A 26,438-nucleotide genomic window follows, 5' to 3' on the forward strand; every position below is an offset into this window, starting at 1 on the left:
ACCGCGCGTCCCGCCCCTGATCTGTTGCTAAAGTGATTGCCAAGCAATCGGGCAACCATCGGAATGGAGACGGAAGGTGGATCAGCTCTACACATTGAGGGCGTTCGTCGCGGCGGCAAGGCATCGCAGCTTCAGCAAGGCGGCCGAATCGCTCGGCGTCACGACCGGCTCCATTTCGAAAGCCATCGCCAAGCTCGAAGCCGCCATCCAGACCCGCGTGTTCCATCGCACGACACGGTCGGTCACATTGACCGAGGAAGCGCAATCGTATTACCTCAGTTGCTGCCGTCTGCTCGAAGAGCTGGATGAGGCGAATCGCCGGATCAAGCGCGAGCGGGAGGTCGATAGCGGCAAGCTCCGCCTCGTGGTCCACCCGATGCTCGTCAGCGAGACGTTCTCGAAGTTCCTCTCGAACTATCGCGCGATCGCGCCGAACGTGAATCTCGTGGTGTCGGTTCAGGAAGGCGCCGTCAATCTCTACGACGGGCAATTCGACGCGGCGATCCTGCCGGCTCAGTCGGTCGAGCAATCAGCGGTGATTCGCAGGACGTTGTCGAAGTCATCGAGCGTGCTGGTCGCGGCTCCCGGATATCTCGCCAAATACGGCATGCCCGTTCATGCCATCGATCTTGCTGGTCACTTTCTGCTGTTGCCGCATCAGTTGCGGCGGCGCGGCACGAACTTCATCGAATTGGCCGAGGATGGCGAGCCGCTGAAGGTGGTCCCTATGTCGTCGATGGACGGCAACGAGGTGCTGCTGCGCGCGGCGGCGCTCACCGCCACGGGGATCGCGGCGCTGCCAGAAGCCATGGTTCAGGAAGACCTGGCGATGGGACGCCTGGTTCCGGTCTTGCCCAGTTGCTCGACCACGGACGGCGATGTCGAGATCTGCCTGTTCTATTCGCATCGCGAGCTGCTGCCCGCGCGGCTCAGGACGTTCGTGGATTTCTGTACCGAGTTTTTCCGGCGTGGCAATGCCGGTCGCCAAACAGCCTCGAGTACCGAGCTTCCCCTTCAAATCAAGCGTAAAGCGCCCGAGCTTGCCGCCGCGTAATCACCCGATGCACCCGATGCACCCGATGCGCTCATAACCCCGTCAGAAACGATCAAGCCGCCCAAAGCGGGCGGCTTGCCTGGTCAATGCAACCTCGACCGGCCCATCAATCGGCCGCCGCTTCCTGCTTCTGCTTGACCCACCCGTTGAACACAGCACAGCCGATCAGCAGCGCGGCGAGCTGCCACCACTCCGTGACGAAGGCCTGCGGGATCATCACGATGCCCGTCGCCACGAGACAGCCGACTATGACGTTCCAGCCGCCGATGCGGTCGGCCAGCGCGCCGAGGCGCGCCGCCATCAGCATGCTGCCGAACGCGGAACAGGCCATGACGATGCCCGCCATCGAAGTGCTTTTCCTGCGGCGGGCTAAGGGTCGATAACAATACCTGGCTTCGGCTTTTTGTTCTTGCCGTTTAGGCTTTCGTGCAACTTTGAATTCGCGGCGGTGCGTATAGTCCGTCCCTCCCCGGGACCGGGGTCACTTTGGTCTTGCCCAAAGTAACCAAAGGCGTGTCCTGGGCGGACGGCCTTGGCCCGTTAGCACTCAGTTCTGTCAGCGATAGCGGTCGGGGGCAAGCGTCATCGCTCGCCGCGCGTCCCGTTAGCACGCGGCACGGGCTTGCTTTGCGACGAAACAAAGTGAAGACGTTGGTTTGGCCTCGCCCCATGTCGCCTACGATTGAAAGTCAGCGGGAACGCATGAAGCAGCATCGCAAGACAAAGGTCTTCGGGCCTGGCCTGACCAACAGTATTGGTTTGATTCGAATCAGCGCAATTCCGTGCCGCGTGCTAACGGGACGTGCGGCGAGCGGTAACAGATGCCCCCCAGAACGCTACCGTGAACAGGACTGAGTGCGCTTCGGCCAAGGCCGTCCGCCCAGGACACGCCTTTGGTTACTTTGGGCAAGACCAAAGTGACCCCGGTCCCGGGGAGGGACGGACTATACGCACCGCCGCGAATTCAAAGTTGCACGAAAACCTAAACAGCAAGAACAAACACGATCGCACATAAACGCCAGGAAATATCTCAAGCAGCCACCATGAGCGGCCCAAACTCAGCACGCGCGATGTCGACGAAGGCGCGCATGGCGCTCGACACATAAGCGTCATGCCGGCGAATGAACATGGTGCCGACCCGGGCCTTTTCAGCGGCGATCGCGTGAATCGAAACGAGGTCCCGCCCCGCCGCATTCGCAACGACGCCGCGCGGCAGCAGCGTAACCCCGATACCGGCCGCAACGCACGCGACGATCGCGTCGAGCGAGCCGAATTCGAGCGGCGTCGCGGTCAGTATCCCCATTTCGGCAAGCAGCGCCTCGAGCCGCTGCCGATATGAGCAGCCCATGCGAAAGACGATCGTCTTGAGATCCTTGACCGAGCGGATCGCCTCCACCGAGCGCAAGGTGCGCGGCGTCACCAGTACCAGCTCCTCCTGGAAAATCGTCTCGGCATGCAGATCCGGATGATCGACCGGGCCGGCGACGAACGCGCCGTCGAGCCGGCATTCCGCGACGTCCGCGGTCAGGCTGCTGCTCGTGCCGGTGGTCAGCGAGAGCTGCACTTGCGGGTGCATCCGCGCATAGCCGCTCAAGATCGGAGCAAGCCGCAACGCAGCGGTCGTCTCGAGCGTGCCGAGGGAAAGCGCGCCATTGGGCGGCCCGTCGTCGAGCGCGGCGAGCTTGGCATCCGCCACGAGCTTCGCGATCCGCGCGGCGTACGGCAGCATCCGCTGCCCGGCCGGCGTCAGGCTCACACCTCGCACGTGCCGCTGAAACAGCGCCACCCCGATTTCCCGTTCCAGCGCGCGGATTCGCGCCGTCACGTTCGACTGAACCGTATGAAGCTCGGTGGCGGCCCGGTTCATGCTCCCATGACGGGCGACTGCCTCGAATACCTTGAGGTCGGCAACGTCCATGATTGGCACCTCGATTGGATCGACAACCTGCATAAAAACTGGCCGCCTGCAAAGCAGGCGGCCAGCAGCGGGTCAAGCGAAACGGCGGTTTAGACCAGCGTCAGCTTCACGTCGATATTGTTGCGCGTCGCGTTCGAATACGGACACACGATGTGGGCCTTGTTGACCAGGTCCTGCGCCGCATCGCGCGCCATGCCGGGCAACGAGATCTTCAGCTCGACCTCGATGCCGAAGCCATTCGGAATCGGCCCGATACCGACGTTGCCGTCGATCGACGCTTCCGCGGGCATGGCGATCTTGTCGCGCGCGGCCACGAACTTCATCGCACCGATAAAGCAGGCGCTATAACCGGCCGCAAAGAGCTGCTCGGGATTGGTGCCGTCGCCGCCCCCTCCGCCAAGCTCCTTCGGCGTCGTCAGCTTCAGGTCGAGCTTGCTGTCCGGCACCGCGGCGCGGCCGTCGCGGCCACCGGTGACATGAGCGTGAGCGCGATAAAGAACCTTTTCGATCGACATTACTACCTCCTTTAGAAAGGGTTCATGCATCCGCGAACGGGATACATGAAGGCAAGGACGCGGGTTGTCATGCAAGCCGCACGGTCAGCCCGTCTTCGGCTTCTTGAACGCCGCTCAGTCGACGCGGCTGGAAACACTGATATTTTCAGGCGGATGTTCATCCAATATGACATCGACGATCTTCGAGGCCGATATGGTCGATTCGTGCGTGACCTGAATGATATCCCTGCGGTAGCAGGCGTGCTCATTCGATGACCGGCGCAAGAAGGTTCGCTCACCGATCGGCGCGAGGGGGCATGGAGCAGCAGGAGGGAATGATTGGACGATTGAATGGGAAGCAAGCGGCCGGCGCACCAGCCGCTTGCTTCAGTGCTGCTCCGCCGTTTCGCAATGCGCCGAAGCAGCGGCAACCAGCTCGGCAAAGCGCTCCAGCGCGGTAATCGAGCTATGCACCGTCTGGTATTCCTGATGTCCGATTTTCGCGTCGAGAACCACCGTCATCCCGGATTTGCGGGCCATGTCGAGAATGTCCATTTGAGCCTCCGTGCCGAAGTCAACAGCCTATGACTCCAAGATTAATCGTCTTGAAGCGGACATCAATCGAGCCCGGGAGAATTCACCTTTCCTTGTTGACGAACAATGACGGCGAAACTTCACGCGCTTCGCCTGCGCTGCCGGTCTTCAACGTCAGCGTGGCTTCAAGGCCGCCGCCGGAACGGTTGGAGAGCGACAGCGCCGCGTCCATGGCGAGCGCGAGCTGCCTGGCGATGGCAAGGCCCAGCCCGGTCCCGCCGGTATGGCGATTGCGCGACGTTTCCAGCCGGCAGAACGGCTCGAACACCGCTTCGAGCGATTCAGCCGGGATGCCTGGGCCGCGGTCGAGCACCGAGATCGTCAAGCGCCCATCACGCCCCGCTTGCGTCTTGATCTCGGCTGCACCGGCGAACTTCAAAGCGTTGTCCACGAGGTTGCCGACGATGCGGCGCAACGCTTGCGGCCGCGTGACCAATGCGACCGCGACGCCCCCGTCGAAAGACACCGCCTGCCCCGCATCGACGTAATCGCAAACCAGGCTGTCGAGCAACGCGTCGAGATCGATGCGGCAAGGCGCTTCCGCCGCACCGTGCAGCGTGCGCGCGTAGGTCACGCCCTCCTTCACGAGCTTTTCCATCTCGAGCAGGTCTTGCCGCAGCTTCGCGCTTTGCTCGCTGTCCTCGATCACGTCGAGCCGCAGGCGCATGCGCGTGATCGGCGTTTGCAGGTCGTGCGAGATCGACGCGAGAATTTGCATGCGCTCCGCCATGTACATCGCGATGCGATCCTGCATCGCATTGAACGCCTGCGCCGCGCGCGACACTTCGGAGGGCCCGTCCTCGGGCAAGCGCGCAGCCTTCAGATCGGGGCCGAGCGTATCGGCCGCCCGCGCGAGCTGGTGCAGCGGACGCGTCGCCAGACGCACCGCCAGCCAGCAGCAGCCGGCGAGCAACGCGAGCTGCAAGGCGAGCACGGCCGGCAGCCAGCCCGACAGCGGGACGCCCGGCATCGGCCGGATATCGATGGTGAGCGGCGTGCCGTCGCTCAGCGTCAGATGGACCTGCAGATGTTCCCGCTTGTCCGGAACGGTATTCACGGTCAACGGATAAGCCGTGCCGATGCCTTCGGTAATCGACTTCGCCACTTCGGCCGACAGGCGCGCATCCGGCGGATCGCCCGCGACGCCCGGCCCGAGGATGAAATCGTAGCTGCGCCGTGCGAGCCGAGGCAGCCAGGCCGCGCGCTCGGCGGGCGGCAAGTGGTCGAGCAGCGCAACCGAGCTCGTGACCTCGCGCTCGATATATCCCATCATCAGGTGGGTGGTCGCCTCGTTGCGCTCGGTCATCGTGAACCAGAACGACAGCGTCTGCGCGAGCGCAAGGCCGACACAGAAAATCAGCGCAAGCCTGGCGAACAGCGTGCGCGGCCAATGCAGCATCGGCAAGGGTGTCATGGCGAATCTTCGACTACCGTCACCGACGCCGAGAACACGTAGCCTTCGCTGCGCAGCGTCTTGATGTAGCGCGGTTCGCGCGCCTCGTCACGCAAGCGCTGACGCAGACGGCTGACCAGCAGATCGATCGAGCGGTCGAACGCGTCGGACTGGCGGCCTTGCGTCAGGTTGAGCAGTTGATCGCGCGTCAGGATCCGTTGCGGGTGATCGAGGAATACGCGCAGCAAGCGGTACTCGGCGCCGCTCAACGCAACCATCGTGCCTTCGGCGTCGAGCAGATGGCGCGCGGTGGTGTCGAGACGCCAATCGCCGAAGCCCAGCATCTGTACCGCCTCCGTCACTTGCATGCCGGGCGGCAACATCCGCGTGCGGCGCAGCACCGCGCGAATGCGCGCGAGCAGCTCCCGCACCGCGAAGGGCTTGGTGAGGTAATCGTCGGCGCCCATCTCCAGGCCGACGATGCGGTCCGTCTCCTCGCCAAGCGCCGTCAGCATCAGCACGGGCACCGTGCGGAACTTGCCGGCGCGCAATTCGCGGCACAGCGTGAGGCCGTCTTCGCCGGGCATCATCAGGTCCAGCACGATGAGGTCGGGTGCACCGAACTCGAGCGCGGCCCGCATCTCCCGGCCGTTCGCGGCAAGCGAAACACGCGTGCCGTTCTTCTCCAGATAGGAGCCGGCGAGCTCGCGGATGGCCCGGTCGTCGTCGACGATCAGGACGTGATCGATTTTTTCCATCGAATGCTCATACCTTTTTGCGCTTGGCCTGCATCCGGCTCACGGTGATCAGCGAGCACTGCACGGGGTGCGCGATCTCCGTCGCGATTCCGCCGGCAAGGAACAAGGCGATGGCGGCCAAACGCTTCATGCATCCTCCACGACGGACAGGCTCGCGCCGTCGGCCAGCTCGGCCTCGAGCGCATACGAATCGACGCCTTCCAGGCAGCCGATGTTGACGCGCCAGAAGCCCGCTCCCTTGCGCGACTGATGAAACGGATAAATACCGCAATGCTTGCAGAAATAGTGCCTGGCCACGCGCGTATTGAACTGGTACATCGACAGGGCATCCTCGCCGCTCAGGATCTCGAGCGCTTCCGGCGGAAAGAACGGGGACATCAGCGCGCCCCTGCGCCTGCACAGGCTGCAATTGCACCGTACCGCAGGAACCAGTGCGGTACGCACCTCGAACTTGACGGCCCCGCAATGGCAGGACCCTTGCAGCACATCGACGCTCATTCGTCTCTCCACAAGAGGTAATGCCTGCTTTATAGCGCAAGCCGAGCGGCGATTTGTATCGCAGTGTATCCACGCCCGGCACGGACACAAAACATTGCACTGGCGCTGGAAGCCGACACCTCAGGCTGGCGAAATCCCAGACCACTGCCGGCCGAAACCCCTCTCATGTCACCAGCATCTTGAACGCGTGACGATGCCAGTCGTTCTTGAGAAATCCGGGCAGGCACCACAGCATGCACAAAGGCTCGAGCGCCCGCGCCGAGACGATGCTCCCGCAGTCGTACGGCTGCCATCCGAACTGCTCGATGATGCGCGCCACTTGCGCCTTTGCTTCTTCGCTGTCGCCGCACAGGAACATCGTCGGCGTGCCTTCGGTGAAATGCGGATTCACCATGAGCGCATTGCCGACGCTGTTGAACGCCTTCACCACGCGCGTGCGCGGAATCTTCGCCTGAACCCGCTCGCCCAGCGATTCGTTGGGGCCCGTCGTGAATTGCAGGATGCCGTTCACCGGCGGCGCGTCGGCAATCGGATTGGTGGCGTCGATCAGCGTCTTCCCGGCTAGATTGTCCACGCCTGCAAGGTCGATCACGTCGCCGGCAACGCGGCCGAGCACCGCCAATACGACAATCTCGCCAAAACTCGCGGCTTGTGCGAACGTCCCAAGCGCTGCGCGCGGCGTATCGTGCGCCCACGCTCGAATATCGCTCTTGTCCGGATCGCGCGTGCCGAGCATGGCCTCGTGCCCGTGCTTCAAAAAACCGGCTGCCAACGCGCGGCCGACATCGCCCGATCCCAGAATGCCCACTTTCATCTGAATCTCCTTTGCGGGTCATGGCCCGCGTCACGCTGCGCCCGCACGTTCAACGGCGAGCGGCATCGGACGTGCCCGCGCCGGTATCGCGCAGCAACGACAATCCGATTCGCGTGCCAAACCCGCGCACATAAGCGAGCTGCACGAGCAGCATCCCGGCAGGCTCCGTGTAGCGAGCGAGAGCGAGCGGACCGGCATCCACCGGCTCGGCGCCGATTTCCGCGACCAGCCCGGCGACCGCGGCACGCGCATCGCTGTCGTCGCCGCAGACGAACACGGCAGGACGATGCCCGCCGATCAGCGTGCTCGGCGAATGCAGCGTCTGCGCAAACGGCGGAATGGCCTTGACCACTGTCGCCCACGGCGCGAGCCTCGCCACCTCTTCCGCGCCCGACGTATGCGTGCCGATGACAAGGCCGCTCATGTCAGGTTTTAGCGCATTGGTGCAATCCCACAAGATTTTCTTTTGCGCCACGTTTCCCGCTTGAGCGAGCGCATCGCTCACCGCGCCCCATGGCGCCGCAAGCACCGCGATGTCGGCAAACCGCACCGCCTCCGCGACGCTGCCAACGCTCGCGCCAAGCGCATGCGCCTCGGCGCGCAGGCGCTCCATGTCGAGACTGAAGCTCAGCATCACGGAGTGGCCTTGCGGCACGAGATGCTTCGCAAGACCGGTCCCCACGTTGCCGGCACCGATGATTCCGATTTTCATGATCGACGCTCCTTTGCGAATCGCGCGCGCCCCTGAACCGACCGCGTTCAGGCACGCACGATGGACTTCATTGTCATCTCGAGCCGTGGCGACGGTCTATGCTATGGAACGGTCAAACAGTTGTGAGCGCCAGTCGAAAATGAAGAACCTCGGAAGCACTTCGATCGACCTGTTCAAGGCATTGAAAACGTTCACGGCGACCGTCGAATCGGAGAACTTCTCCGCGGCGGGCCGTCAGCTCGGCGTGACGCCGGGCGCCGTCAGCAAACAGATCGGCTTGCTCGAAGCATCGCTCGGCTGCCGCTTGTTCCAGCGCACGACGCGGCACCTCGCCGTCACCGAGGAAGGCCGCCGCCTGTATGCGATGGTGCAGCAGCCCGCGCAGGAAATCGAAGACGCCGTGGCGGCGCTGTCGGCCGACGACACGCAGGCCGGCGGCATCGTCAAGGTGTCGCTGCCGCTCGCCTTGAGCCGGGTGGCGCTGCTGCCGGTGTTGGGCAAGTTCCGCGAGCGCTATCCGCAGGTCACGCTCGATCTGCGATTCGAAAACCGGCGCGTCGACCTCATTTCGGAAGGGTTCGACTGTGCGATCGGCAAACTGCCCGACACGGATTCGAGCGTGATCGCCCGCCCGCTTACCCCGTTGACACTCGTGCTGTGCGCCGCACCCGCCTACCTGAAGCGCAACGGCGAGCCGCAATCCGTCGAAGATCTCGAGCAGCACGAGCTGATCGCATTCCGCTCGCCCTCATCGGGAAGAATCGACCCCTGGAAATTGCGCTCGAAAAACAAGGAAGCGATCGTGCAGCCTCGCTCCCGTCTGATCGTGACCGACACGGAAGCGATGACGGAGCTCGCCGTGGCCGGATGCGGCATTGCGCTGCTGGGCGTCCATCATGCCGCGCCGCTCGTCGCCGAGGGCCGGCTCGAGTGCGTGCTGCCCAGATTCAACGAGAGGCGTGGCGACATCAGCATCTACTACGCGGCGCGCAAGCACTTGCCGCCGCGCGTCACGGCGTTCGTCGAGTTCGTCGTCGAAGAGCTCAGGCAGAGCGAGGGGCTCAAGCGCGCATCAGCGCTCGCTCGGCCACGCTGTAACGCGCGGTAAAGACGAGTGGCGCCCGCCGCCTTGTCAAAACGTCATCTTCCGGCCCGAGAATGCGCAAGAATAGAACGCATCGAACGGCGCGCCGCGTTTCGCGCCGCAACCCGAAAGAAAAATGAAAGCACGCCTGATGGCTTCATCGAAGACTGTCGACACTGCCCCTCAAGAAACTACTCCCGCGCCGCCTCACTCGCATTACTATTCGACATGGGCAAACACCAAGGAAGTCGTACTCGGTAAACATCGCTACACACCTCGGCGATCGATAGAGGCGCGCGAGATTCGACACATGCCTGGGGAACGCTAATGGCAGATTCGCGACTGCAGGGTAAACCTGAGTATGACGGCATCACTCGCTTCCGCAGACCACGCATTTCCTTGTACAGGTCGCACCATTCCGCCGCTTTCGACGCGCGCACGAAACGCGACTCGTGGACGTTCTTCTCGTCGATTCGCTCCGACGGCGTCACTGCCATGCGCCGCGCGTGGCGCGCATGCCTCATTGGTCTGCTGATTGCCGGCTCGCTGATCGCGCTGGAGAAAACGCCGCAGGCCGAGCATTGGCTCTTCGTTGCCATGGTGACGCTCTGCGGCACGGCGGCTGCCCTCGGCGTCGTCTACACCTTGCTCGCGACAGCGCTGCTCGGGCGCTTCTTCGCTCGCCCGAGCGCCGAGCCCGCGAGCTATCCGCCTGTCACGGTCGTCAAGCCATTGCACGGTGAAGAGTGGGCGCTGCTCGCCAACCTGTCGAGCTTTTGTCAGCAGGATTATCCCGGCCCCGTGCAATTCCTGTTCGGCGTGCACGACTCGCAAGACCCGGCGCTTGCAACCGTCGACGAATTGCGGCGCCGCTATCCCGAAGCCGACATCGCCGTCGTGGCCGATGCGCGGCTCTATGGGCCGAACCGCAAGATCAGCAACATCGTCAACATGCTGCCGCAAGCGCGCCACGACATGCTCGTCTTCGCCGACAGCGACGTCAGCGTCGGGCCCGGCTATCTGCGCCACGTGATCGGCGAGCTCCAAAAACCCGGCGTGGGGCTCGTCACCTGTGTCTATCGCGGCCAGCCCGATCCCGGCTTCTGGCCGCGTCTGTCGGCGAAAGCGACCAACTACCAGTTTCTGCCGAGCGTGGTGACGGGTCTGGCGCTCGGCCTGGCGCGTCCGTGCTTCGGCCAGACGATCGCCATGCGGCGCGAAACGTTCGACAAGATCGGCGGCTTCGCGCAATTCGTCCATCATCTGGCCGAGGATCACGCGATCGGCGAAGCGGTGCGCAAGATCGGCGAGAAGGTGGTCATCCCGCCCTTCGCCATCTCGCACGCATGCGTGGAAACCAGCGCCGCCAAGCTGTTCGCGCACGAATTGCGCTGGAGCCGGACCATCCGCTCGATCGATCCCGCCGGTCACCTCGGCTCGGCGCTGATCCATCCGTTCGCGTTCGCCATGCTTGTCGTGCTGCTCACGGGCGGCGCAGGCTGGGCCTGGCTCCTCGCACTCGCGGCGCTTCTCGCGCGCTTCACGCTGAAGCTGCAGGCCGATCGCGTTCTCCAGCAGCCGCATGAAGACCTGTGGCTGCAACCGGTCTGGGACATCGTGTCGTTCATGATCTTCGTCACCAGCTACTTCTCGACCCGCGTGGTCTGGCGCGGCTTTCGTTTCAAGGTCGACGGCAACGGCTTGCTGTCACCGGTCCAGGATGAGTAAATGAGCGCCCCCAGACCTGTCGCTGCGCGCCAGGCCCCCCGAGGGGGCCAATCCCACAAGGGGACTTCCTTCGGGGCGGAAAACTTGGGGCGGCCCGGCGTTTTCTTGGGAGTCGCATGAGCAAGCATCTCGGCCGCATCGCTGCGCTCACCGGCCTCGTCGTCTCGCTGTGGCTCGTGTGGCGCGACAATCCGTCGGCGGTGCTGGGGCTGATGCGCGCAGCGGGGGGCGGTCTCGTGCTCGCCGCGCTCGTCCATGTGCTGCCGATGCTCGCCAATGCGCGCGACTGGCAAACGCTGATTCGCGGCGCCAAACGCCCCGCCTTGAGCGGCATGCTGCAGCTCGTGTGGATTCGCGAATCGGTGAACGGCATGCTGCCGGTGGCGCGCATCGGCGGCGAGATCGTCTCGTTCCGGCTCTTGAAGAAGCGCGGCCTGCGGCCGGCGACGGCCGCGGCGAGTCTCGTCGCCGACATTCAGCTCACGTTGATCAGCCAGTTGCTCTTCACGATGGTCGGCATTGGCGTGCTGTTCGAGCGCGCGCAATCGGGCGCGTGGCGGCTGGCGGGCGACCTGGCCTGGGGCGTGGTCGCGCTGGCGCCGATCCTGCTGCTGTTCGCCCTGGTGCAGCACGCGAGCCCGTTCGAGCGGCTCACGCGCCTCCTCAATCGCGCGACGAGCGGCCAGCTGGCGGCGCTGGTCGGCCAATCCGTGCAAATCGACCAGTCGATCAAGCTGATCTGGCGCCGGCGCGGCGTCGTGCTCCGCTATTTGTTTTTCTGGCAGCCGCTGCAATGCCTCGCGACTGCGTTCGAGCTATGGCTCGCGCTGCATTTCCTTGGCGCGCATCGGAGCTTTTTCGAGGCCGTGGTGCTCGAATCGCTGATCCAGGCGATCAGCAGCGCTGCGTTCTTCGTGCCGGGCGGACTCGGCGTTCAGGAGGGCGGCTTCGTCGTGATCGGCGGCGCCCTCGGCCTCGATCCGTCCACGTGCCTCGCGCTCGCGGGCGCGCGGCGCATCCGCGACCTGCTGATTTACGTGCCCGGATTGGTCGCGTGGCAAGCCGCCGAATCGCCGGGCATGCTGGCGCGCCTCGCCGGGGCGTTGCCCGCGGTGCTCGGCGCAAGCCGGCGGTAGGCGCCAATCAACCGCGCAGATCAGGATGCCGCCCCGCCATTTCGATGACCCAATCGGTGAAGGCGCGCACGCGCGAACTCAAATGCTCACGATGCGGATAGACGATCGATATCGGCGTGGGCGGGCAATGATATGAAGTAAGAATCTCCTTCAATTGCCCCTGCGCGATCAAATCCGAAACCATGTAGCGTGAAGGCTGGATGACTCCGTAGCCGAGCACCCCAGCCGTGATATAGGTCGAGCCGTCGTTGACCGACAGCGGGCCCTCCATCGAAATCTTGACGAGCTCGCCCCCGATTTCGTATTCGAACGGAAAGACCCTGCCGGTGCGCTGCGAGACGTAGTTCACGGCGCGATGCGTCGCCAATTCGTCCGGCGTGGCGGGCTCGCCATGCGCCTCCAGATAGGCCGGCGACGCGCATGTCACGATTCGCGCGCTGCCGATGCGGCGCCCGACGAAGCTCGACTCCTCCAGAGCGCCCATGCGGATCACGCAATCGACGCCGTCCTGAATCAAGTCGATATTGCGGTCGGCCAGCCCGAGCCGAACGTCGATGAGCGGATAAAGACGATAGAACTCCTCCAGCGCCGGCAGCAGCAGCGATCTCGCGAGCGTGCCGGACGTGTCGACGCGTATCGTGCCCGACGGATTCTTGCGCTCGTTCGATAGCGACGAATCGGCATCCGCAATCTCGGCCAGGATCCTGACGCAGCGCTCGTAGTAAAGCGCACCGTCTTCCGTGACGCTGACCTGCCGCGTCGTCCGGTTCAAGAGACGCACGCCCACGTGCTGCTCGAGCGCTTGAACGAGGTTGCTGACCGACCCGCGCGGCAGCTCCAGCATCTCGGCTGCCTTGGAAAAGCTATTGGTCTCGACTACGCGCGTAAAGACTTCCATCGCCTGAAGGCGGTCCATGCAGGTGCTCCTCTCGAGTCGTTATCCGGCCCTGTTGCGGCCCCATTGCCGAATACTAGCCGGTGTCGAAGCCCGTCTTCAATGGTGGGCTTCGCCTTGCAAACAATCGGGCACCTCGGGAAACCTTTCAAATAGCTTTTGAAATGGAACGAGAATTGGCGTGTCGCTATCACGTTAGTCTGCCCGCGCGTCACGCGAATAAGACAAAAGCGAATGGTCACCGTATTGGTGACGCCTCATCGCGCATTGCGAAATTGCCGGGATTTGCCGTTAAACAAACGCCAGCGCCATTTCAATCGCGGCGAATGAAAATCGCCGGAAATCCCTATAAGACGCCGCAAAAGAAATGACGATGCGCGACTGAAAACCCCCACCGCCTTCCTGCCACCTGACATCTCAGGCTTATGGCTCTTTTGGCGTCAATGCTGTGTCGCTCGCCCAGGCGGCATCGCCGCTGCCGCATTCCGCCAATCTCTCATGATTAGCCGCAAAAAGTGCCTGCGAACCGTCGGTACACCGCACTCCGAAATTTGTCTTCGTGAGACGCTAACCCCGCCGTCTTGCCACGCCCGATACGGTCGGCGCTGCGGCTCTCCCTCACCAAAACAATGGGGTTTTCAAATGAAACCAATGGAAATCACGCCAGAACTCGCGTTCTTATCCCGCAGGCCAGTCAGCAGGCTTGAATTGCCGGCTATTCAAGCACTCCAGAATCCGGAACGGATGCCGTTCACGATCCGGATCGCCTCAGGCGAACGCGACCTCAGGAAAGCCGTGGACGTACGGCGTTCCGCGTATGGCAGGCACTTGCCGGAGTTCGCGCAAAAGATGGCGGTCGAAACATCCGACCGCGAGCCCGGCACGACGGTCCTGCTTGCCGAAGCGAAACTCGACGACGCCCCCATCGGCACGATCCGGATTCAAACCAACGAGCTCGCGCCCCTTCCCGTCGAGCAGTCAGTGACGCTGCCGCCCGGGTTCACCGGGGCGCGGCTTGCGGAGGCCACTCGTCTGGGGGTGGCAAACGGCGCCGTCGGCAAAGTCGTGAAAATGATGCTGTTCAAGGCATTGTTCCTCTATTGCGAACAACAGCAAATCGATTGGCTGATCATCACGGCCCGCTCTCCGATCGATCGCGAATATGACGCCATGCTATTCGAAGATGTATTAAAGCCTCAGCAATTTATTCCGATGAAGCATGTGGGTGGCCTGCCGCATCGGGTCATGGCCGGCGAAGTCGGCGTGGCGCGGCAAAGGTGGGGGGAAGCAAAACACCCACTATTCAAATTCATATTCCAGACACATCATCCGGATATCGATTTGCGTGTGCCGAACGATTTATCTTTGAGGCCGGAACCGGTACGATGCCAGCAAGGATCGCGGATTGCTCAATCAAGCTAGGAAATGAAGCCGGGCTCTAGTACGACCGTGCGCAACAGCGAACGGGCCGCGGCGGGCGACGATTCGCACCGCCGCAGGTCACGCGCCTCGAGAGTATGGCTGGGGGAAATGCAGATATGGCGTCGCTTGGTCCATTCGGTGGCCCGCTTGGCAGTCGCATTGCCCGCTTGAGACGCGCGCGCGCCGGCTCGCGGCTCGATCAAACGCTTTACTTCTTTTCCATCTATGTCGTGCCGGTGCTGATTGCCGCCAGCACGATCGTCGTTCTGCTGCTATTGCCCCGCGAATACGAATCGGCCGGTTCGGGCACACTGCCCTTTCGCGCACTCGACGACAAGACGTCGGCGCTCACCCCCGCTGCCGCGCTGGAAGCGCTGAAAAAAGCGCCAACCGTCAGCCACTTCAGCACCAGGCTTTCGGAAACCCCGATCTGGTTCACGTTGAACGCCCCCGTGGCAAGCACACGCGTTTCCACCCTGATCGAATTCCCCTCGCGTCACGCGCAAACGCTCGAATGCTGGACGGCGCCGGCGCTGCAGCCGCTCGGGCAAGCCAGCCGCTACGGTGTATCGGGGCAGATGCGCACAGTCAAAGCCGGTTTCGCGGTTTCGCTTCGCATCCCCGCGGCCCCGACGCCGATGCTTTGCCGCGGCACGTTCTCGGGACCGGCGCAACTGACCGTGCAAGCCTGGGACGCCGGGCAATTGCGCAATTCCGCGCTCGACTTCCAGGAGAGTTCCGGCCTGATCGCAGGCGGCTTGCTGACGCTCGCCGTATTCGTCTTCGTCACGGCGATGATCAACCGGGAATGGACGTACGTCATTTTCGCCATGTGGCTCGTCGGCAACCTGCGCCTGTGCGCGAACGCGATGGGCTGGGACGCCGAATGGCTCGACCGCGTGATTCCCCCCGCCGACCTGCCGCTCCTGCGCAAGGTCACGTTCGCCGCCTACTACCTGCTGACGGGCGCCCTCTTCAGTCAACTGTTTCGCCGCGAGCTGCGCGTCGTCGGCTGCCGCTGGCTGCTGCGCGTGGCCCAGAACGTCGGGCTCGTGCTGCTCGCGCTCTCGATCCCGCTCTCCTACGCGCATTTCATCCCCGCGCTGTGGGTGCTGGGCGGATTCGGCATCGGCGTGCTGATCTTCCTGCTGGCGCGGCTCTTGTGGAAAGCGCGCTCGCGCACCGTGATGTGGTACGCGGCCTCGCTCGCGGTCGTGCTGCTCGCAACGTTCTCCGAAGTGCTCGGCGCCGCGTTCGGCGTACGGCAGCTTGCCGCCGGCGTGAGCCCGGTGCTCGCCGCCCTGACCTCGAGCATGATGGCCGCGTTCGCCATCGCCGAGCAGATGCGCGCGGAACGCGAGCACCGGCGCCAGGCGCAGATCGAATTGCGCAACACCTATGAGGTCACGCCGATCGGCCTCTTCACGCTGGATTCGCGCGGCCGCTTCGTGCGCGCGAATCCGGCGCTGCGCGCCATGCTCGGCATGCAAAAGAGCGACTACGGATTGCGCCACTGGAACGATTACTTCGAGCCTGGCGCATGGGGCTCGCTGCAGGCCTTGTCGCTGAAAGGACGCGAGAGCGAAATCGAAATCGGCGGCTCCGAGGCGCGCGGCACCGCCGAGCGGCGCTATCTGCTCAAGGCGATCAGCTCGAACGACTGGATCGAAGGCTCGCTGCAGGACGTGACCGAACGCTCGAAGGCGATCGAGCGGCTGCGCTTTCTCGCCGAGCACGATCCGCTCACGGGCTCGCTGAACCGGCGCGGCCTGGAAAAAGCGATCGTGGCGCAAAGCGAGAACGCCGCGCTCTGGGCCCTCGCCTACATCGATCTCGATCGCTTCAAGCTGATCAACGACCTGTTCGGCCACCGCGCGGGCGACGAAGTGCTCAAGCAGGTCGCCGACCGCGTGCTCGCGCGCTTCCACGGCAATTTCTCGTTCGGACGCATGGGCGGCGACGAGTTCGTCTGCGTCATGAACGATACGCCGATCGACGAAGCCGCCGGGATTTGCACGCGCCTGCTCGCGGAGCTGAACGAAACGCCCTACCAGGTCGGCAGCCGCGCCTTTCAGGTCAAGGCGTCGATCGGCCTCGTCGAATGCTCGCACGGCGTGCGCGTGCAGGACGCGCTCTCGCATGCCGACCGCGCGTGCCGCGAGGCCAAGGAGAGCCGGCAACACGGGCTCGTCGTCTATCGCAAGGGCGCGGCCGCATTCGAGCAGCGCGCAGCGGAATTGCGGCTCGTCGAATCGTTCGGCCGCAACCGGTTGCCGACGGGACTTTTTCTCGTGATGCAGCCCATCATGTCGCTCACCTCGCCGACCGAGTCGCTCAATTTCGAGGTGCTGCTGCGCATGCGCGGCGCTGACGGCAAGGTCGTCTCGCCTGACAAGATCATTGCCGCTGCCGAAGAATCCGGCAATATCGCCGCGCTCGACATGTGGGTGGTCAGCACGACGCTCGACTGGATCGAAACGAATCTGGCGTCGCTGCCGAAGACGCGCTTCATCTGCGTGAACCTGAACGGCGGGTCGCTGAACGACGAACGTTTCACCGAGGAGGTCTTCGCGCTCTTCATGCAGTACCGCCCGATTCTTCGCTACCTGTGCCTCGAAATCACGGAAAGCGTCGCGCTGCACGATCTCGGCAACACGCAGCGTTTCATCAACCGCGTGCACGACCTGGGCGCCAAGATCGCGCTCGACGATTTCGGCGCCGGGTACACGTCGTTCCGCTACTTGAAGTCGCTATCGGCCGACGCGCTGAAAATCGACGGCGAGTTCGTGCGCTCGATGTGCTCGCATCCCGCCGACGTGGCGATCGTCGAGGCGCTCGTGGCGCTTGCGCACAACCTTGGCATGCGCAGCGTCGCCGAATGGGTCGAGGATCTGGATACGCTCAAGGCGCTGCACGAGATCGGCGTCGACTACGTGCAAGGCTATGTGGTCGCGCGGCCGCAGGACTGCTCGGCCATCCTGACGGCCGACTCGGCTGCGAGCTTCATCGCCGACCCGGCCGTTGCGAGTTTCATCGAGAGCTTGCCGGAACCGCGCGAGACGATTGGCGCGGAGTCTTAGCGAGCGGCCCAAGCGGTCCGCCATTGAATACGGCACATCTCAATTACGAAGCGTTACCAGTGTTTCAAATTGTTCCAATACCCCAATTCGCGCAATCCCTGTCAGCGAAGGCTCGCCGGGTACTGTGCCGACAGGACAAGCCAAAGCGGCTGTATTGAATCGTATTGCATCGTTTGTTCGGTCTCGAATCCAAAAAAAGCGATCAGGAATACAATCCGCAGGTCGAAAACGATGTAAGAACAGGAAATGTCATCAAGTTGCAAGTATGCGTGGCCGGCGCCTACAAAGCGCCTATCCCTCACATTCTTCAAGCTCCTTTACCGATGGACGCATTCGCGTGCGTTTCGGCATAACGAGCGCTTGTGGCATGGCGTTTCGATCGGAAGGGACGCACGCGGCTTTCTAAAGCGCCTGTCGATCGGGAATCACGAATTGCGCGTCGACAATTCGAAAGACTTGACGGCAAATCGTAAAGGAGCCTGTCATCTTATTGCTACAGGACCATCCGTCCGGGAAATCGATTACGGCACAATTGATCTTTGCAATGTAATGGGCGTAAATGGCGCAATCGCGCTGCAGGATACTCATCAAGTCCAATTCGACTACTACTGCATCGTCGACGCGGGATTCGTGCGCAACCGTCCCGATCTCGTGGCGCGCGTCGTGCAGCAAAAGCTGACCCTTTTCGCGACGCCGCTCGTCATGTGGTACATCGCGCAGTACTTTCCGCTGTCGCAGTTGCGTTGCCGCATTTTTCTCGTCGAAGACATTCAGTATCCGGCAGGCAAACGCGCGCTCGCTGCCGAGGAACTATCCAGCGTGCACCCGGAGTCCGATCTCGTGCTGTTCGACAACGCTCGCAGCCTGGGCTTCAGCCTGAACATCAGGCGCGGCACCGTCGACGGGCGCACGGTCGCCTACACCGCATTGCAAATCCTCGCGTGGCTCGGGTTCAACGATATCAATCTGCATGGACTCGATTTCGTCAATGCATCCCGCACGCCTCGTTTCTATGAGACCCTGGAGAACATGCAGCCGAGCGCCCTCGACGCCAATTTTCGGGCCGTCATCGAACCGTCCTTTCGGCACGCGGCGGCGCTCTTGAAAGCACGCGGCGTCCGCGTCGCGAACCTGTCCGCCGACAGCGCGCTCGGCGCCGACATATTCGAAAAAAGCGATTGGCATTCGCTCGCCATGAAAGCGGCCGAGCAGCAATAAGCGCCCGCAGCCATCGCACGCAATGAAGGTAGTCCATCTATCGAATACGCCTGTTGCAGGAAGTCCTGGCAACATCGTCTCCGCGCTCAATCGGCTCACCGATGTGCAGGCGCGTCATATCGTCTTCAACAGCAGCGCTTATCGGCCCCGCACCTATGGGCCAGGAACGACACGGCGCTGATCGAGCGCATCGTCCACGAAGACGTGCCGCAACTCGTCATCGCGCAAGGCCCCGAACGCTACTATCCGTTCGCCAGGGTCGTGCCGAACGTGATTCCCCAGAACGATCCTCGCTACATGCCGGCAACCGAGGAAGACGGCATGCCGATCGTCACGTTCTCGCCGAGCGGGCGCTCCTCGGCATGGAGGACGCGCTGGGAAACCAAGGGCACCCCGCAGACGCTGGCATTGCTGCGCAAACTGGAGCGCAAAGGGTTGTGCCGCGTCCAGCTGATCGTCGATACGCCGCATGATGCGTGCTTGCGCGCCAAGCAGCGGGCGGCCGTCGCGATCGACGAATGCGTGACCGGAAACTATCACTTGAGCGGCCTGGAAGCGCTGTCGCAAGGCAAGCCGACGCTCGGCCATCTCGACAACCGCGTTCAATCACAGCTGCGGCAACTGACCGGTGCGCTGGAGCTGCCCTGGATCGATGTTCGCCTGGAGGAAGCGGAGGGACCGCTACGCGAATTGCTTGTGGATCGCGCGCTTCGCGCCGAACTCGGCGCGGCATCACGGCGTTGGATCGAAACGTATTACCGCGAGGAAACGCTGATCGAGCACTATCGCCGAGCCTACCTCGACCTCTTCGAGGCGCCCGGCCGGTTCGGCGCGCGGCGCTTCGCCAGCGGCGGCGAGCCGTGGCTGGCCGTCGCGCTGCCCAATCACCGATGGGAAGCGCGCAAGGCCGCCCAGTCGCCGTGGCGATACCTGATCGAGGCGCTGCGCCTCGCGCGCTGAGCGATTAGTTCGCGCACTCCCTGGTTCCGAACATCGCGTCGAGCGCGCACGGAGACGTCAACATGCGGTCTCCGTCGTGGCCCACGCCCTGCACGACATGCAGGCGCTGGTTCAGGTCGTCCGGATGGCGGCTTTGCAGATAGGCGAAGTAGGCGCGGCCGCGCGCAAAACGCTGCGAGCCTTGCGCCTCGGCAGCACAACTCTTGTCGAGCGCGGGGTGAGCCGGGTCGGTGTCGTCACCGCCCAGCAGATAATCCACGCGACGCTTCGCGAACGCCTCTTCGAGCTGCGCCGGCGTACGGTCGTTCGCGTATGGGGGACGATCCCCCATGCCGTACTTCCAGGCGTCGAACGACGGACACCGCGTGGCGTCGAACGCCGACGCGACACCCTGCGCGTTCGGGCGCTGCTTGTCGAAGTAGGCGTAGGAAGACGGATTGGCGACGACATACCGCACGACGATGCCCTCATCGGCGAGCGCGGGCGTGCCGCGCGCGACGATCGCATAGCGCTGGACCACCTGCGCGCCCCCCGAGTGACCGGCGATCGTCAGGTACTTGAGAGCGGGAAACAAACGCCGGTCCGCGAGCCGCGCCACGATGGCATCAAGCACCGCGTACGAGCTGAGCGGAACTGCTCCGACAGCCGGCTCCCCGCCCATCCACGCGTCGCCCTCCCAACGCAGCAGATCGGGTGGCAGCACATGCGTCTTTGCATCGATCGTCGCGAGAAACTGCGGCGCAATCAGCAGTGTCTTGCCGCCGTCGGCACCCGCTTCGTCGCGCGCGTTCTCCACGGTCCGGAAATAGACATCGGCATTGCGCAACCTGCCGTGAATCACGATCACCGCACGCTCGATCTGCGGGTGCGGCGTGCTCCAATCGCCGGATAGGTAGAGCGGAAATTGCGCGCGCCCTCGAGGCGTGTCGATCGACAGGCGCGAGTCGGCGATCACGGCGACAGGATGCAGGCGCGGGTGGCCTTCGTCCTCCCGCGCCCATGCACCGGGCACGGATGCGACAAGCGCAGCCGCCGACAGGAGGGCCGCCAGGAACGCACCGCGCCCGCTATTGCGCAATCGCTCGAAGCACGTCATGTTGCCCTCCCGAAACAAGACTCACGCCGCGCGCTTCACGACGCTCGCGATCGCCGACGCCACGTAGCCGACGTTGCGCTCGTTCAAGCCCGCAACGCACATGCGCCCCGAGCGCAGCAGATACACCCCCTGGTCTTCACGCAGATGCTCGACCTGCGCTTCCGTCAGACCGGTATAGGTGAACATGCCGCGCTGCGCGAGATAGCGTGTCAGCAAGCGATCCTCGACGTGACCGTTCAGTCCGTCGTAGATGGCCTTGCGCATCGCGAGAATCCGCTCGCGCATCGCGCTCAGCTCCTGCTCCCACGATGCGCGCAGCGCCGGCGCATTGAGCACGCTCGCGACGACGCGCGCGCCGTGCGTCGGCGGATTGCTGTAGTTCGCGCGCACTCTCGATGCAAGCTGACCGAGCACGCGCTTCGCTTCGTCGGCCGATTCGCACACGACGCTCAACGCGCCGCACCGCTCGCCGTAGAGCGAAAAATTCTTCGAGAACGAGTTGGCGACGATAAGCGGCACGCCCGCCGCCGTCAGCAGCCGCACGCACGCCGCGTCCTCGTCGAGCCCGGCGCCGAAACCCTGGTACGCCATGTCGACGAAGGCGATCAGCTTGCGTTGCTGGAGCACCGGAACGAGCTCCATCCATTGACTGTCGTTCAGATCGACGCCCGTCGGGTTATGGCAGCACGCATGCAGCAGCACGATGCTCTGCGGCGGCAGGCCCTTGATCGCGTCGAGCATTTCGTCGAAGCGCAAGCCGCCCGAATGCTCGTCGTAGTACGGGTACGTGTTCACCGTGATGCCGGCGCTCTCGAACACGACGCGATGGTTCTCCCAGCTCGGATCGCTCAGCCACAGCTGCGACGTCGGAAAATAGCGCTTGAGGAAGTCGGCGCCGACCTTCAGCGCGCCGGAGCCGCCGATCGTCTGCAGCGTCGCGATCCGGCCGCTCGCGCGCGCCTCGCTGGCAGCGCCGAATACGAGCGCCTGCGCGGCGTCGCGGTATTGCGGATAGCCCGTCATCGGCAGATAAGGGCGCGCGCCGATGCTGCCGAGCATGGCCGTTTCGGCCTCGCGCACGGCCCCCATCACCGGCAGCACGCCGGCATCGTCGAAATAGATGCCGATGCTGAGGTTGACCTTGTTCTGTCGCGGATCGTGCTGGAAGTCCTCGTTCAGGCTCAGGATCGGGTCGCCAGGGTAGGCGGGAATGTGTTCGAACATCGCGATCTCCTGTGTCGGCCAGAGTTGGCGCTTTAGCGCCTACTCTGGCCCCATGTCTTTCGTTCTGGGACGCATAGTGTCGGACAGATCGCGGCGTTCGCCAAGCACATTCGAGACGCTCATAAAAGCGCTCATTCGTCTCAAGCAGGTGCAGCGGGCCTTTCGAAGCGCGATGGCAGACGCTACTCTACGACGGCGATCTCCCACCGGAATCGCGCCAGCGAAACGGGCCTATCATGCCGACACCTTTCGAAAACCACGACAGCAATTCGCCTTGGCACGCAGGCGAATTGGCGCTGCAGCAAAGCGTGGGCGTCGTCGCGCAAATGGACGAGCTCGGCCGGCGCAACGTGCGCGATCATCTGATCGACCAGCATCGCGAGTTCTTTCCGCTGATTCCGTTCGTCGCGCTCGGCGCGGTCGATGCGCGAGGCGACGTGTGGGCGACGCTGCTCGCGGGAGAACCGGGCTTCCTGCATGCGCCCACGCCGCAGGCATTGCGCGTGGACGCCATGCTCGATCCGCGAGATCCCGCTGTCGCCGGCATACACGACGGCGCCTCGGTCGCGCTCGTCGGCGTCGAGCTGCATACGCGGCGGCGCAACCGGTTGAACGGCATCGTGCAGCATCGCTCCGAGCGAGGGTTCGAAGTCGGCGTGAGGCAGTCGTTCGGCAACTGCCCGCGCTATATCCAGGCGCGCCAATTCGAATTCGTCCGCGAGCCTTCGGCGCCGTCGGCGCAAGCGTCCGAAGAAATGCCGCGCGTCGACTCGCGCGCGGCCGCTTTGATCGCTTCCGCCGATACGTTCTTCGTCGCGTCGTACGTCGAGCACCCCGGCAAAGGACGCGAGGTCGACGTCTCGCATCGCGGCGGCAAGCGCGGCTTCGTGCGCGTCGGTGACGACGGCGTGCTGACCATCCCCGATTTTTCGGGCAACCTGTACTTCAACACGCTCGGCAATTTCCTGTCGAACCCCAAGGCCGGGCTCGTCTTTGTCGACTTCGAAACGGGCGACCTGCTGCAGCTCACGGGTGATGCCGAAGTCGATACCGATTCGCCGGAGATCGCCACGTTCCGCGGCGCCGAGCGGCTGTGGCGCTTCACGCCGCGCCGCATCGTCTATCGCGCCGGAGCGATGCCGTTGCGCTGGACGCTGCCCGAGAACGGCGTCTCGCCCTATTCGACGATGACGGGCAGTTGGGAAGAAAGCACCGAACGCATGAAGGCCATCGCACTCGCCACCGGATGGCGGCCCTTCACGATCGCGAAGGTGGTCGACGAAAGCTCGGTGATCCGCTCGTTTCATCTCGAACCGGCCGACGGCGCCGGTTTGATTCCGCACCTCGCGGGCCAGCATCTGCCGGTTCGCATCACGCGAACCGAAGGCGAGACGCCGTTGATCCGCACGTATACGCTTTCAGTCGCGCCGTCCGACGGTTTCTACCGGATCAGCGTGAAGCGCGACGGCGCCGTGTCGCGTCATCTGCACGATGCGCTGCGCGAGGGCGACGAGATCGAAACCCGCGCGCCCGCGGGCAACTTCACGATCGACGCCCGCGAGCGCCGGCCCGCCGTGCTGCTCGCCGGTGGAATCGGCGTGACGCCGATGCTCGCGATGCTGCGGCATCTCGTCTACGAAGGTCTGCGCACGCGCCGGATCCGCCCCGTGTGGTTCTTCTATTCCGCGCGTTCGCTTGCCGAGCGCGCCTTCACGGCGGAGATCGAAGCGCTTGCTGCGATGTCGCAAGGCGCGGTACGCGTGATGCGCTTGCTGACCGACACCGAAGGCGCGATCGAGCAACGCGACTACGACGCCAAAGGCCGCCTCGATATCGATGTGCTGCGCCAGACACTGCCCTTCGACGACTTCGATTTCTATCTCTGCGGCCCGGCCGCATTCACGCAATCGCTCTACGACGGCTTGCGCGGACTCTCGATCGCGGACCGGCGCATCCACGCCGAATCGTTCGGACCGTCCGGGTTAAAGCGCAGCAAGGATCGATGCGAGGAGTCCGAGCAGGCGCGAGCGCCTGCTCAAGGGCCGGTTCCCGTCATCTTCATCGCGTCGGGCAAGGAGGCGCGCTGGACGCCCGAGAGCGGAACGCTGCTCGAGCTCGCGGAGAAACGCGGGCTCGCCCCGGAGTTCGGCTGCCGCTCAGGCGTCTGCGGTGCGTGCCGCACGGGCATCGTGTCGGGCGCGGTCGCGTACCGTGAGCCGCCTTCGTTCGAGGTGCCCGGCAATGAAGCGCTGATTTGCTGCGCCGTTCCCGCGGCCCGCAGCGACGATGGCGAACGGCTGCTGCTGGATCTGTAAAGCACGGCGCCTAATCGCCATACTCCGAGTATTTGCGCGCGTCCCCCCGCACCTTGCTCGCCGGATACTTGGCGCGATTGATCTCGATCTTCTCCAGCGCCGCCTTGAACAGATCGACATCGAGCTTGTCCGCGAGCATCACGAGATAGGCGAGCACGTCCGCCATCTCCTGACGGATCGCCTCGAGCCTGGTCTCATCCAATTCGTCTTTTTGCCCGGTCGCGAGCCACTGAAAAGGCTCGAGCAGTTCGCTCGCCTCGACGCTCAGCGCCGTCGCCAGGTTCTTCGGCGTGTGAAACCGGCCCCAGTCCCGCTCCTCTGCAAATCGTCGCAGCGCATCGCGCAGCTCGATCAGGTCGCTTCGTATTTCCCGGCTATCCATCCTTGATCCCGTCTTCGTAGAAGGTGTGCTTCGCTCTGTGCGAAACGATACGCCTCTTTCGACCGTCCCGCGCTTGGCCGGCCCCCGCCGCGACATCGAGGGCCGGCGCGCACGCGACCGCTTACGGCCGCACCTTCCCCGCCGCGTGATGCCCCTTCGACCCTCTCAACTCATCGATGCGCGACGCGCTGACCGACGTCGCAGGCTGCTGGTTGTCAGCCGACAAGCCGGCCGCGACCTTGCTGTCGCCCTCCGACGCGAAGTAGTGCTCCAGATGCTTCGAGACCTGGGTGCGCACGAACGCCTTGGCCTGCTGCGGATCGCGAATGTCCTGCGTGCGCAGCGGGTTGCGGTTTCCCGGATGCGGGTCGAGGTGCACGGAGCCGTCGAGCATCTCGCGCTGCATCGCGTCCATGACCTGCGGCTGGACCGGGACCGTCAAGTCGGGCGTCGCCGTGCGCCATTGCCGCGTGCCGTCCTTGACGAGATATGTCTGCGTGAGCTTCGCCGCCGCCTCGTCGCGCTTGGTCAAGTAACCGCCGAGGCCGAACGCCTCGATCATCGAACCGGGAATCGTCGAATGGCTGTACACGGTCGAATCGACCGCCGCCTGAAACCACGGCGAGACCAGGATGCACGGCACGCGCAGCCCGAGGCGATCGAAATCGAAAGGCGCCAGATATTTCTCGTCGAGCCGGCCAGGAATGCCGTCGGGCGAAACGGCGGACGGCGGCTGAACGTGGTCGTAATAGCCGCCGTGCTCGTCGAACACGATGATGTAGAGCGTTTTCTTCCAGACGTCCTCGTTGGCCTTCAACGCGCTGTAGATGTCCGCCACGAGCTTTTCGGCGGGCCGCACGTCGGCCGGCGCGTGCATGCTGTTGACCGGCTGCGTCGGCGAGCCGATGAACGCGGGCACGATGAACGAGTACGTCGCGAGCTTGTCGCCGGACACGTCGGCGAGGAAGTTGCCTTCGAACAGCGCGTTGTTCTCCGGCGTCTTCTCGATATGCTGGAAGAGCTGGAGCACGTCGTTGGTGTCGTGGTAGTAGACGCGCCAAGTGCAGCCGTCCTTCGCGTTGATGCGGTCGTAGAGCGTGTCGCAGGTCAGGTTGGGCTTCCAGTTGGCGTTGTACGTGTAGCCTTGCGAGGTTGCCGCATGCACGAACGCGCGGTTCGGCACCGTCGGCCCCGGCACGTCGGCGAACCAGTGGTCGCACAGCACGAAGTTCTTCGCAAGCGTCGAGAGCACCGGCAATTGCACGGGATCGAAGCAATTCATCACCTGCTGCAGCTCGCTCTCGGTCGGCGCGCGCTTGAGGTCGTAGTTCAGCGACGTGTTGAACGACGCGATGAAGCCATCGAGCTTGGCGGTGCCGGCGGCCACGTCCGCGGCAACGTTGGTCGTGCCGAACAATTGCTCGCTGGTCTGCTTGAGCGAATGCGACGGGCCCTCGCCGACCGAGGTGTAGTCTCCGCCTTTGCGCGTCTTGAAGGCCGTCGTCTCGGCGTTGCCGGGCGTGAGGTAATTGGTGAAGCCTGCGGCAGACACCCCTTCCCCGATCCCGAGATAGCCGAACAAGTGGTCGAACGAACGGTTCTCCAGCATCAGAACAACGACGTGGTCGAATTGCAGCGCCATGGTGCACTCCTTTCCTGAATC

24 protein-coding genes and 1 pseudogene are annotated in these 26,438 nt (G+C 63.8%); 10 read left to right on the top strand and 15 right to left on the bottom strand.

Annotated elements, in window-relative coordinates; genetic code table 11:
* The first annotated feature begins 76 nt into the window (after positions 1-76).
* Positions 77-1,054 (top strand): LysR family transcriptional regulator, encoded by a 978-nt coding sequence (locus FAZ69_RS13775; protein ID WP_136895314.1) that lies wholly within the window; start codon positions 77-79, stop codon positions 1,052-1,054.
* A 169-nt stretch (positions 1,055-1,223) separates the two neighbouring features.
* Here FAZ69_RS13775 and FAZ69_RS13780 read toward each other — a convergent pair.
* The 10 genes and pseudogenes from FAZ69_RS13780 to FAZ69_RS13815 form a co-directional block, all read right to left on the bottom strand.
* Positions 1,224-1,400, bottom strand: a pseudogene (locus FAZ69_RS13780) (MFS transporter); the annotation flags it as partial.
* A 684-nt stretch (positions 1,401-2,084) separates the two neighbouring features.
* On the bottom strand, positions 2,085-2,972 hold the full coding sequence (locus tag FAZ69_RS13785; protein WP_136895316.1) for a LysR family transcriptional regulator: 888 nt from the start codon (positions 2,970-2,972) through the stop codon (positions 2,085-2,087).
* A gap of 89 nt (positions 2,973-3,061) precedes the next feature.
* Positions 3,062-3,487: an organic hydroperoxide resistance protein gene (locus FAZ69_RS13790; protein ID WP_136895318.1), complete on the bottom strand. Its 426-nt coding sequence runs from the start codon at positions 3,485-3,487 to the stop codon at positions 3,062-3,064.
* A gap of 366 nt (positions 3,488-3,853) precedes the next feature.
* Positions 3,854-4,021, bottom strand: coding sequence for a hypothetical protein (locus FAZ69_RS33260; RefSeq protein ID WP_169708637.1), 168 nt, complete (start codon positions 4,019-4,021; stop codon positions 3,854-3,856).
* An 82-nt stretch (positions 4,022-4,103) separates the two neighbouring features.
* A complete protein-coding gene (locus FAZ69_RS13795) occupies positions 4,104-5,474 on the bottom strand; it encodes an ATP-binding protein (protein ID WP_136895320.1) in 1,371 nt (456 codons plus the stop codon).
* Complete coding sequence (locus FAZ69_RS13800; protein ID WP_136895322.1) at positions 5,471-6,211, bottom strand: response regulator; 741 nt, start codon at positions 6,209-6,211, stop codon at positions 5,471-5,473. The genes FAZ69_RS13795 and FAZ69_RS13800 overlap by 4 nt, the downstream gene beginning before the upstream one ends.
* Positions 6,212-6,218: 7 nt before the next feature.
* A complete protein-coding gene (locus FAZ69_RS34215; RefSeq protein ID WP_255451533.1) occupies positions 6,219-6,341 on the bottom strand; it encodes a hypothetical protein in 123 nt (40 codons plus the stop codon).
* On the bottom strand, positions 6,338-6,709 hold the full coding sequence (locus FAZ69_RS13805; RefSeq protein ID WP_136895324.1) for a GFA family protein: 372 nt from the start codon (positions 6,707-6,709) through the stop codon (positions 6,338-6,340). Before FAZ69_RS13805 ends, FAZ69_RS34215 begins: the two co-directional genes overlap by 4 nt.
* Before the next feature lie 163 nt (positions 6,710-6,872).
* A complete protein-coding gene (locus tag FAZ69_RS13810; protein ID WP_136895326.1) occupies positions 6,873-7,523 on the bottom strand; it encodes an NADPH-dependent F420 reductase in 651 nt (216 codons plus the stop codon).
* Positions 7,524-7,572: 49 nt separating this feature from the next.
* Positions 7,573-8,235: an NADPH-dependent F420 reductase gene (locus FAZ69_RS13815; RefSeq protein ID WP_136895329.1), complete on the bottom strand. Its 663-nt coding sequence runs from the start codon at positions 8,233-8,235 to the stop codon at positions 7,573-7,575.
* Positions 8,236-8,374: 139 nt separating this feature from the next.
* On the opposite strand from FAZ69_RS13815, the gene FAZ69_RS13820 reads away from it, so the two are divergent.
* The 3 genes from FAZ69_RS13820 (at position 8,375) to FAZ69_RS13830 (ending at position 12,183) form a co-directional block, all read left to right on the top strand.
* Positions 8,375-9,343 carry a LysR family transcriptional regulator gene (locus FAZ69_RS13820; protein WP_169708638.1) on the top strand — a complete coding sequence of 323 codons (969 nt, stop codon included), beginning with the start codon at positions 8,375-8,377 and terminating at the stop codon, positions 9,341-9,343.
* A 471-nt stretch (positions 9,344-9,814) separates the two neighbouring features.
* Positions 9,815-11,047 (top strand): bacteriohopanetetrol glucosamine biosynthesis glycosyltransferase HpnI, encoded by a 1,233-nt coding sequence (gene hpnI / locus FAZ69_RS13825; protein WP_136895417.1) that lies wholly within the window; start codon positions 9,815-9,817, stop codon positions 11,045-11,047.
* A gap of 116 nt (positions 11,048-11,163) precedes the next feature.
* Entirely contained in the window at positions 11,164-12,183 is a 1,020-nt protein-coding gene (locus tag FAZ69_RS13830; RefSeq protein ID WP_136895333.1) for a lysylphosphatidylglycerol synthase domain-containing protein, read from the top strand.
* A gap of 7 nt (positions 12,184-12,190) precedes the next feature.
* Here FAZ69_RS13830 and FAZ69_RS13835 read toward each other — a convergent pair whose 3' ends face one another.
* Complete coding sequence (locus FAZ69_RS13835; protein WP_136895335.1) at positions 12,191-13,099, bottom strand: LysR family transcriptional regulator; 909 nt, start codon at positions 13,097-13,099, stop codon at positions 12,191-12,193.
* Between the two features lie 62 nt (positions 13,100-13,161).
* Between FAZ69_RS13835 and FAZ69_RS13840 the strand changes: the two genes are divergently transcribed.
* The 5 genes from FAZ69_RS13840 (at position 13,162) to FAZ69_RS13860 (ending at position 19,758) form a co-directional block, all read left to right on the top strand.
* Complete coding sequence (locus tag FAZ69_RS13840; protein WP_136895337.1) at positions 13,162-13,449, top strand: hypothetical protein; 288 nt, start codon at positions 13,162-13,164, stop codon at positions 13,447-13,449.
* A 271-nt stretch (positions 13,450-13,720) separates the two neighbouring features.
* Positions 13,721-14,500 (top strand): N-acyl amino acid synthase FeeM domain-containing protein, encoded by a 780-nt coding sequence (locus tag FAZ69_RS13845; RefSeq protein ID WP_136895339.1) that lies wholly within the window; start codon positions 13,721-13,723, stop codon positions 14,498-14,500.
* Between the two features lie 167 nt (positions 14,501-14,667).
* A complete protein-coding gene (locus FAZ69_RS13850) occupies positions 14,668-17,580 on the top strand; it encodes an EAL domain-containing protein (protein WP_240702223.1) in 2,913 nt (970 codons plus the stop codon).
* Positions 17,581-18,129: 549 nt separating this feature from the next.
* Positions 18,130-18,798, top strand: a complete 669-nt coding sequence (locus FAZ69_RS13855) for a WaaZ-like lipopolysaccharide core biosynthesis protein (RefSeq protein WP_136895343.1) — start codon at positions 18,130-18,132, stop codon at positions 18,796-18,798.
* Positions 18,799-19,002: 204 nt separating this feature from the next.
* Complete coding sequence (locus tag FAZ69_RS13860; RefSeq protein WP_136895345.1) at positions 19,003-19,758, top strand: P-loop NTPase family protein; 756 nt, start codon at positions 19,003-19,005, stop codon at positions 19,756-19,758.
* A 4-nt stretch (positions 19,759-19,762) separates the two neighbouring features.
* Here the strand turns inward: FAZ69_RS13860 and FAZ69_RS13865 are convergent, their stop codons facing one another.
* Together FAZ69_RS13865 and FAZ69_RS13870 are read right to left on the bottom strand one after the other, a co-directional pair.
* Complete coding sequence (locus tag FAZ69_RS13865; protein ID WP_240702224.1) at positions 19,763-20,854, bottom strand: alpha/beta hydrolase; 1,092 nt, start codon at positions 20,852-20,854, stop codon at positions 19,763-19,765.
* Positions 20,855-20,875: 21 nt separating this feature from the next.
* Complete coding sequence (locus FAZ69_RS13870; RefSeq protein ID WP_136895347.1) at positions 20,876-22,078, bottom strand: amino acid aminotransferase; 1,203 nt, start codon at positions 22,076-22,078, stop codon at positions 20,876-20,878.
* A 236-nt stretch (positions 22,079-22,314) separates the two neighbouring features.
* Here FAZ69_RS13870 and FAZ69_RS13875 point away from each other — a divergent pair, with 236 nt between their 5' ends.
* Positions 22,315-24,393 carry a 2Fe-2S iron-sulfur cluster-binding protein gene (locus FAZ69_RS13875; RefSeq protein WP_136895349.1) on the top strand — a complete coding sequence of 693 codons (2,079 nt, stop codon included), beginning with the start codon at positions 22,315-22,317 and terminating at the stop codon, positions 24,391-24,393.
* A 10-nt stretch (positions 24,394-24,403) separates the two neighbouring features.
* Here the strand turns inward: FAZ69_RS13875 and FAZ69_RS13880 are convergent, their stop codons facing one another.
* Together FAZ69_RS13880 and FAZ69_RS13885 are read right to left on the bottom strand one after the other, a co-directional pair.
* Positions 24,404-24,775 carry a nucleotide pyrophosphohydrolase gene (locus FAZ69_RS13880; protein ID WP_136895351.1) on the bottom strand — a complete coding sequence of 124 codons (372 nt, stop codon included), beginning with the start codon at positions 24,773-24,775 and terminating at the stop codon, positions 24,404-24,406.
* 121 nt (positions 24,776-24,896) lie between these two features.
* Positions 24,897-26,417 carry an alkaline phosphatase family protein gene (locus FAZ69_RS13885; RefSeq protein ID WP_169708639.1) on the bottom strand — a complete coding sequence of 507 codons (1,521 nt, stop codon included), beginning with the start codon at positions 26,415-26,417 and terminating at the stop codon, positions 24,897-24,899.
* Positions 26,418-26,438 lie beyond the last annotated feature (21 nt).

Origin of the sequence: Trinickia terrae (assembly GCF_005144415.1) — a bacterium.
Classification (GTDB): domain Bacteria; phylum Pseudomonadota; class Gammaproteobacteria; order Burkholderiales; family Burkholderiaceae; genus Trinickia_A; species Trinickia_A terrae.

What these genes read in the sequence shown, in the direction of transcription:
- FAZ69_RS13795 (WP_136895320.1), bottom strand. Translation starts at nt 5,474, where the DNA reads ATGACACCCTTGCCGATGCTGCATTGGCCGCGCACGCTGTTCGCCAGG.
- hpnI (WP_136895417.1), top strand. Translation starts at nt 9,815, where the DNA reads ATGCGCCGCGCGTGGCGCGCATGCCTCATTGGTCTGCTGATTGCCGGC.
- FAZ69_RS34215 (WP_255451533.1), bottom strand. Translation starts at nt 6,341, where the DNA reads ATGAAGCGTTTGGCCGCCATCGCCTTGTTCCTTGCCGGCGGAATCGCG.
- FAZ69_RS13790 (WP_136895318.1), bottom strand. Translation starts at nt 3,487, where the DNA reads ATGTCGATCGAAAAGGTTCTTTATCGCGCTCACGCTCATGTCACCGGT.
- FAZ69_RS13835 (WP_136895335.1), bottom strand. Translation starts at nt 13,099, where the DNA reads ATGGACCGCCTTCAGGCGATGGAAGTCTTTACGCGCGTAGTCGAGACC.
- FAZ69_RS13830 (WP_136895333.1), top strand. Translation starts at nt 11,164, where the DNA reads ATGAGCAAGCATCTCGGCCGCATCGCTGCGCTCACCGGCCTCGTCGTC.
- FAZ69_RS13855 (WP_136895343.1), top strand. Translation starts at nt 18,130, where the DNA reads ATGGGCGTAAATGGCGCAATCGCGCTGCAGGATACTCATCAAGTCCAA.
- FAZ69_RS13885 (WP_169708639.1), bottom strand. Translation starts at nt 26,417, where the DNA reads ATGGCGCTGCAATTCGACCACGTCGTTGTTCTGATGCTGGAGAACCGT.
- FAZ69_RS33260 (WP_169708637.1), bottom strand. Translation starts at nt 4,021, where the DNA reads ATGGACATTCTCGACATGGCCCGCAAATCCGGGATGACGGTGGTTCTC.
- FAZ69_RS13875 (WP_136895349.1), top strand. Translation starts at nt 22,315, where the DNA reads ATGCCGACACCTTTCGAAAACCACGACAGCAATTCGCCTTGGCACGCA.
- FAZ69_RS13865 (WP_240702224.1), bottom strand. Translation starts at nt 20,854, where the DNA reads ATGACGTGCTTCGAGCGATTGCGCAATAGCGGGCGCGGTGCGTTCCTG.
- FAZ69_RS13800 (WP_136895322.1), bottom strand. Translation starts at nt 6,211, where the DNA reads ATGGAAAAAATCGATCACGTCCTGATCGTCGACGACGACCGGGCCATC.
- FAZ69_RS13810 (WP_136895326.1), bottom strand. Translation starts at nt 7,523, where the DNA reads ATGAAAGTGGGCATTCTGGGATCGGGCGATGTCGGCCGCGCGTTGGCA.
- FAZ69_RS13815 (WP_136895329.1), bottom strand. Translation starts at nt 8,235, where the DNA reads ATGAAAATCGGAATCATCGGTGCCGGCAACGTGGGGACCGGTCTTGCG.
- FAZ69_RS13785 (WP_136895316.1), bottom strand. Translation starts at nt 2,972, where the DNA reads ATGGACGTTGCCGACCTCAAGGTATTCGAGGCAGTCGCCCGTCATGGG.
- FAZ69_RS13805 (WP_136895324.1), bottom strand. Translation starts at nt 6,709, where the DNA reads ATGAGCGTCGATGTGCTGCAAGGGTCCTGCCATTGCGGGGCCGTCAAG.
- FAZ69_RS13820 (WP_169708638.1), top strand. Translation starts at nt 8,375, where the DNA reads ATGAAGAACCTCGGAAGCACTTCGATCGACCTGTTCAAGGCATTGAAA.
- FAZ69_RS13870 (WP_136895347.1), bottom strand. Translation starts at nt 22,078, where the DNA reads ATGTTCGAACACATTCCCGCCTACCCTGGCGACCCGATCCTGAGCCTG.
- FAZ69_RS13880 (WP_136895351.1), bottom strand. Translation starts at nt 24,775, where the DNA reads ATGGATAGCCGGGAAATACGAAGCGACCTGATCGAGCTGCGCGATGCG.
- FAZ69_RS13845 (WP_136895339.1), top strand. Translation starts at nt 13,721, where the DNA reads ATGAAACCAATGGAAATCACGCCAGAACTCGCGTTCTTATCCCGCAGG.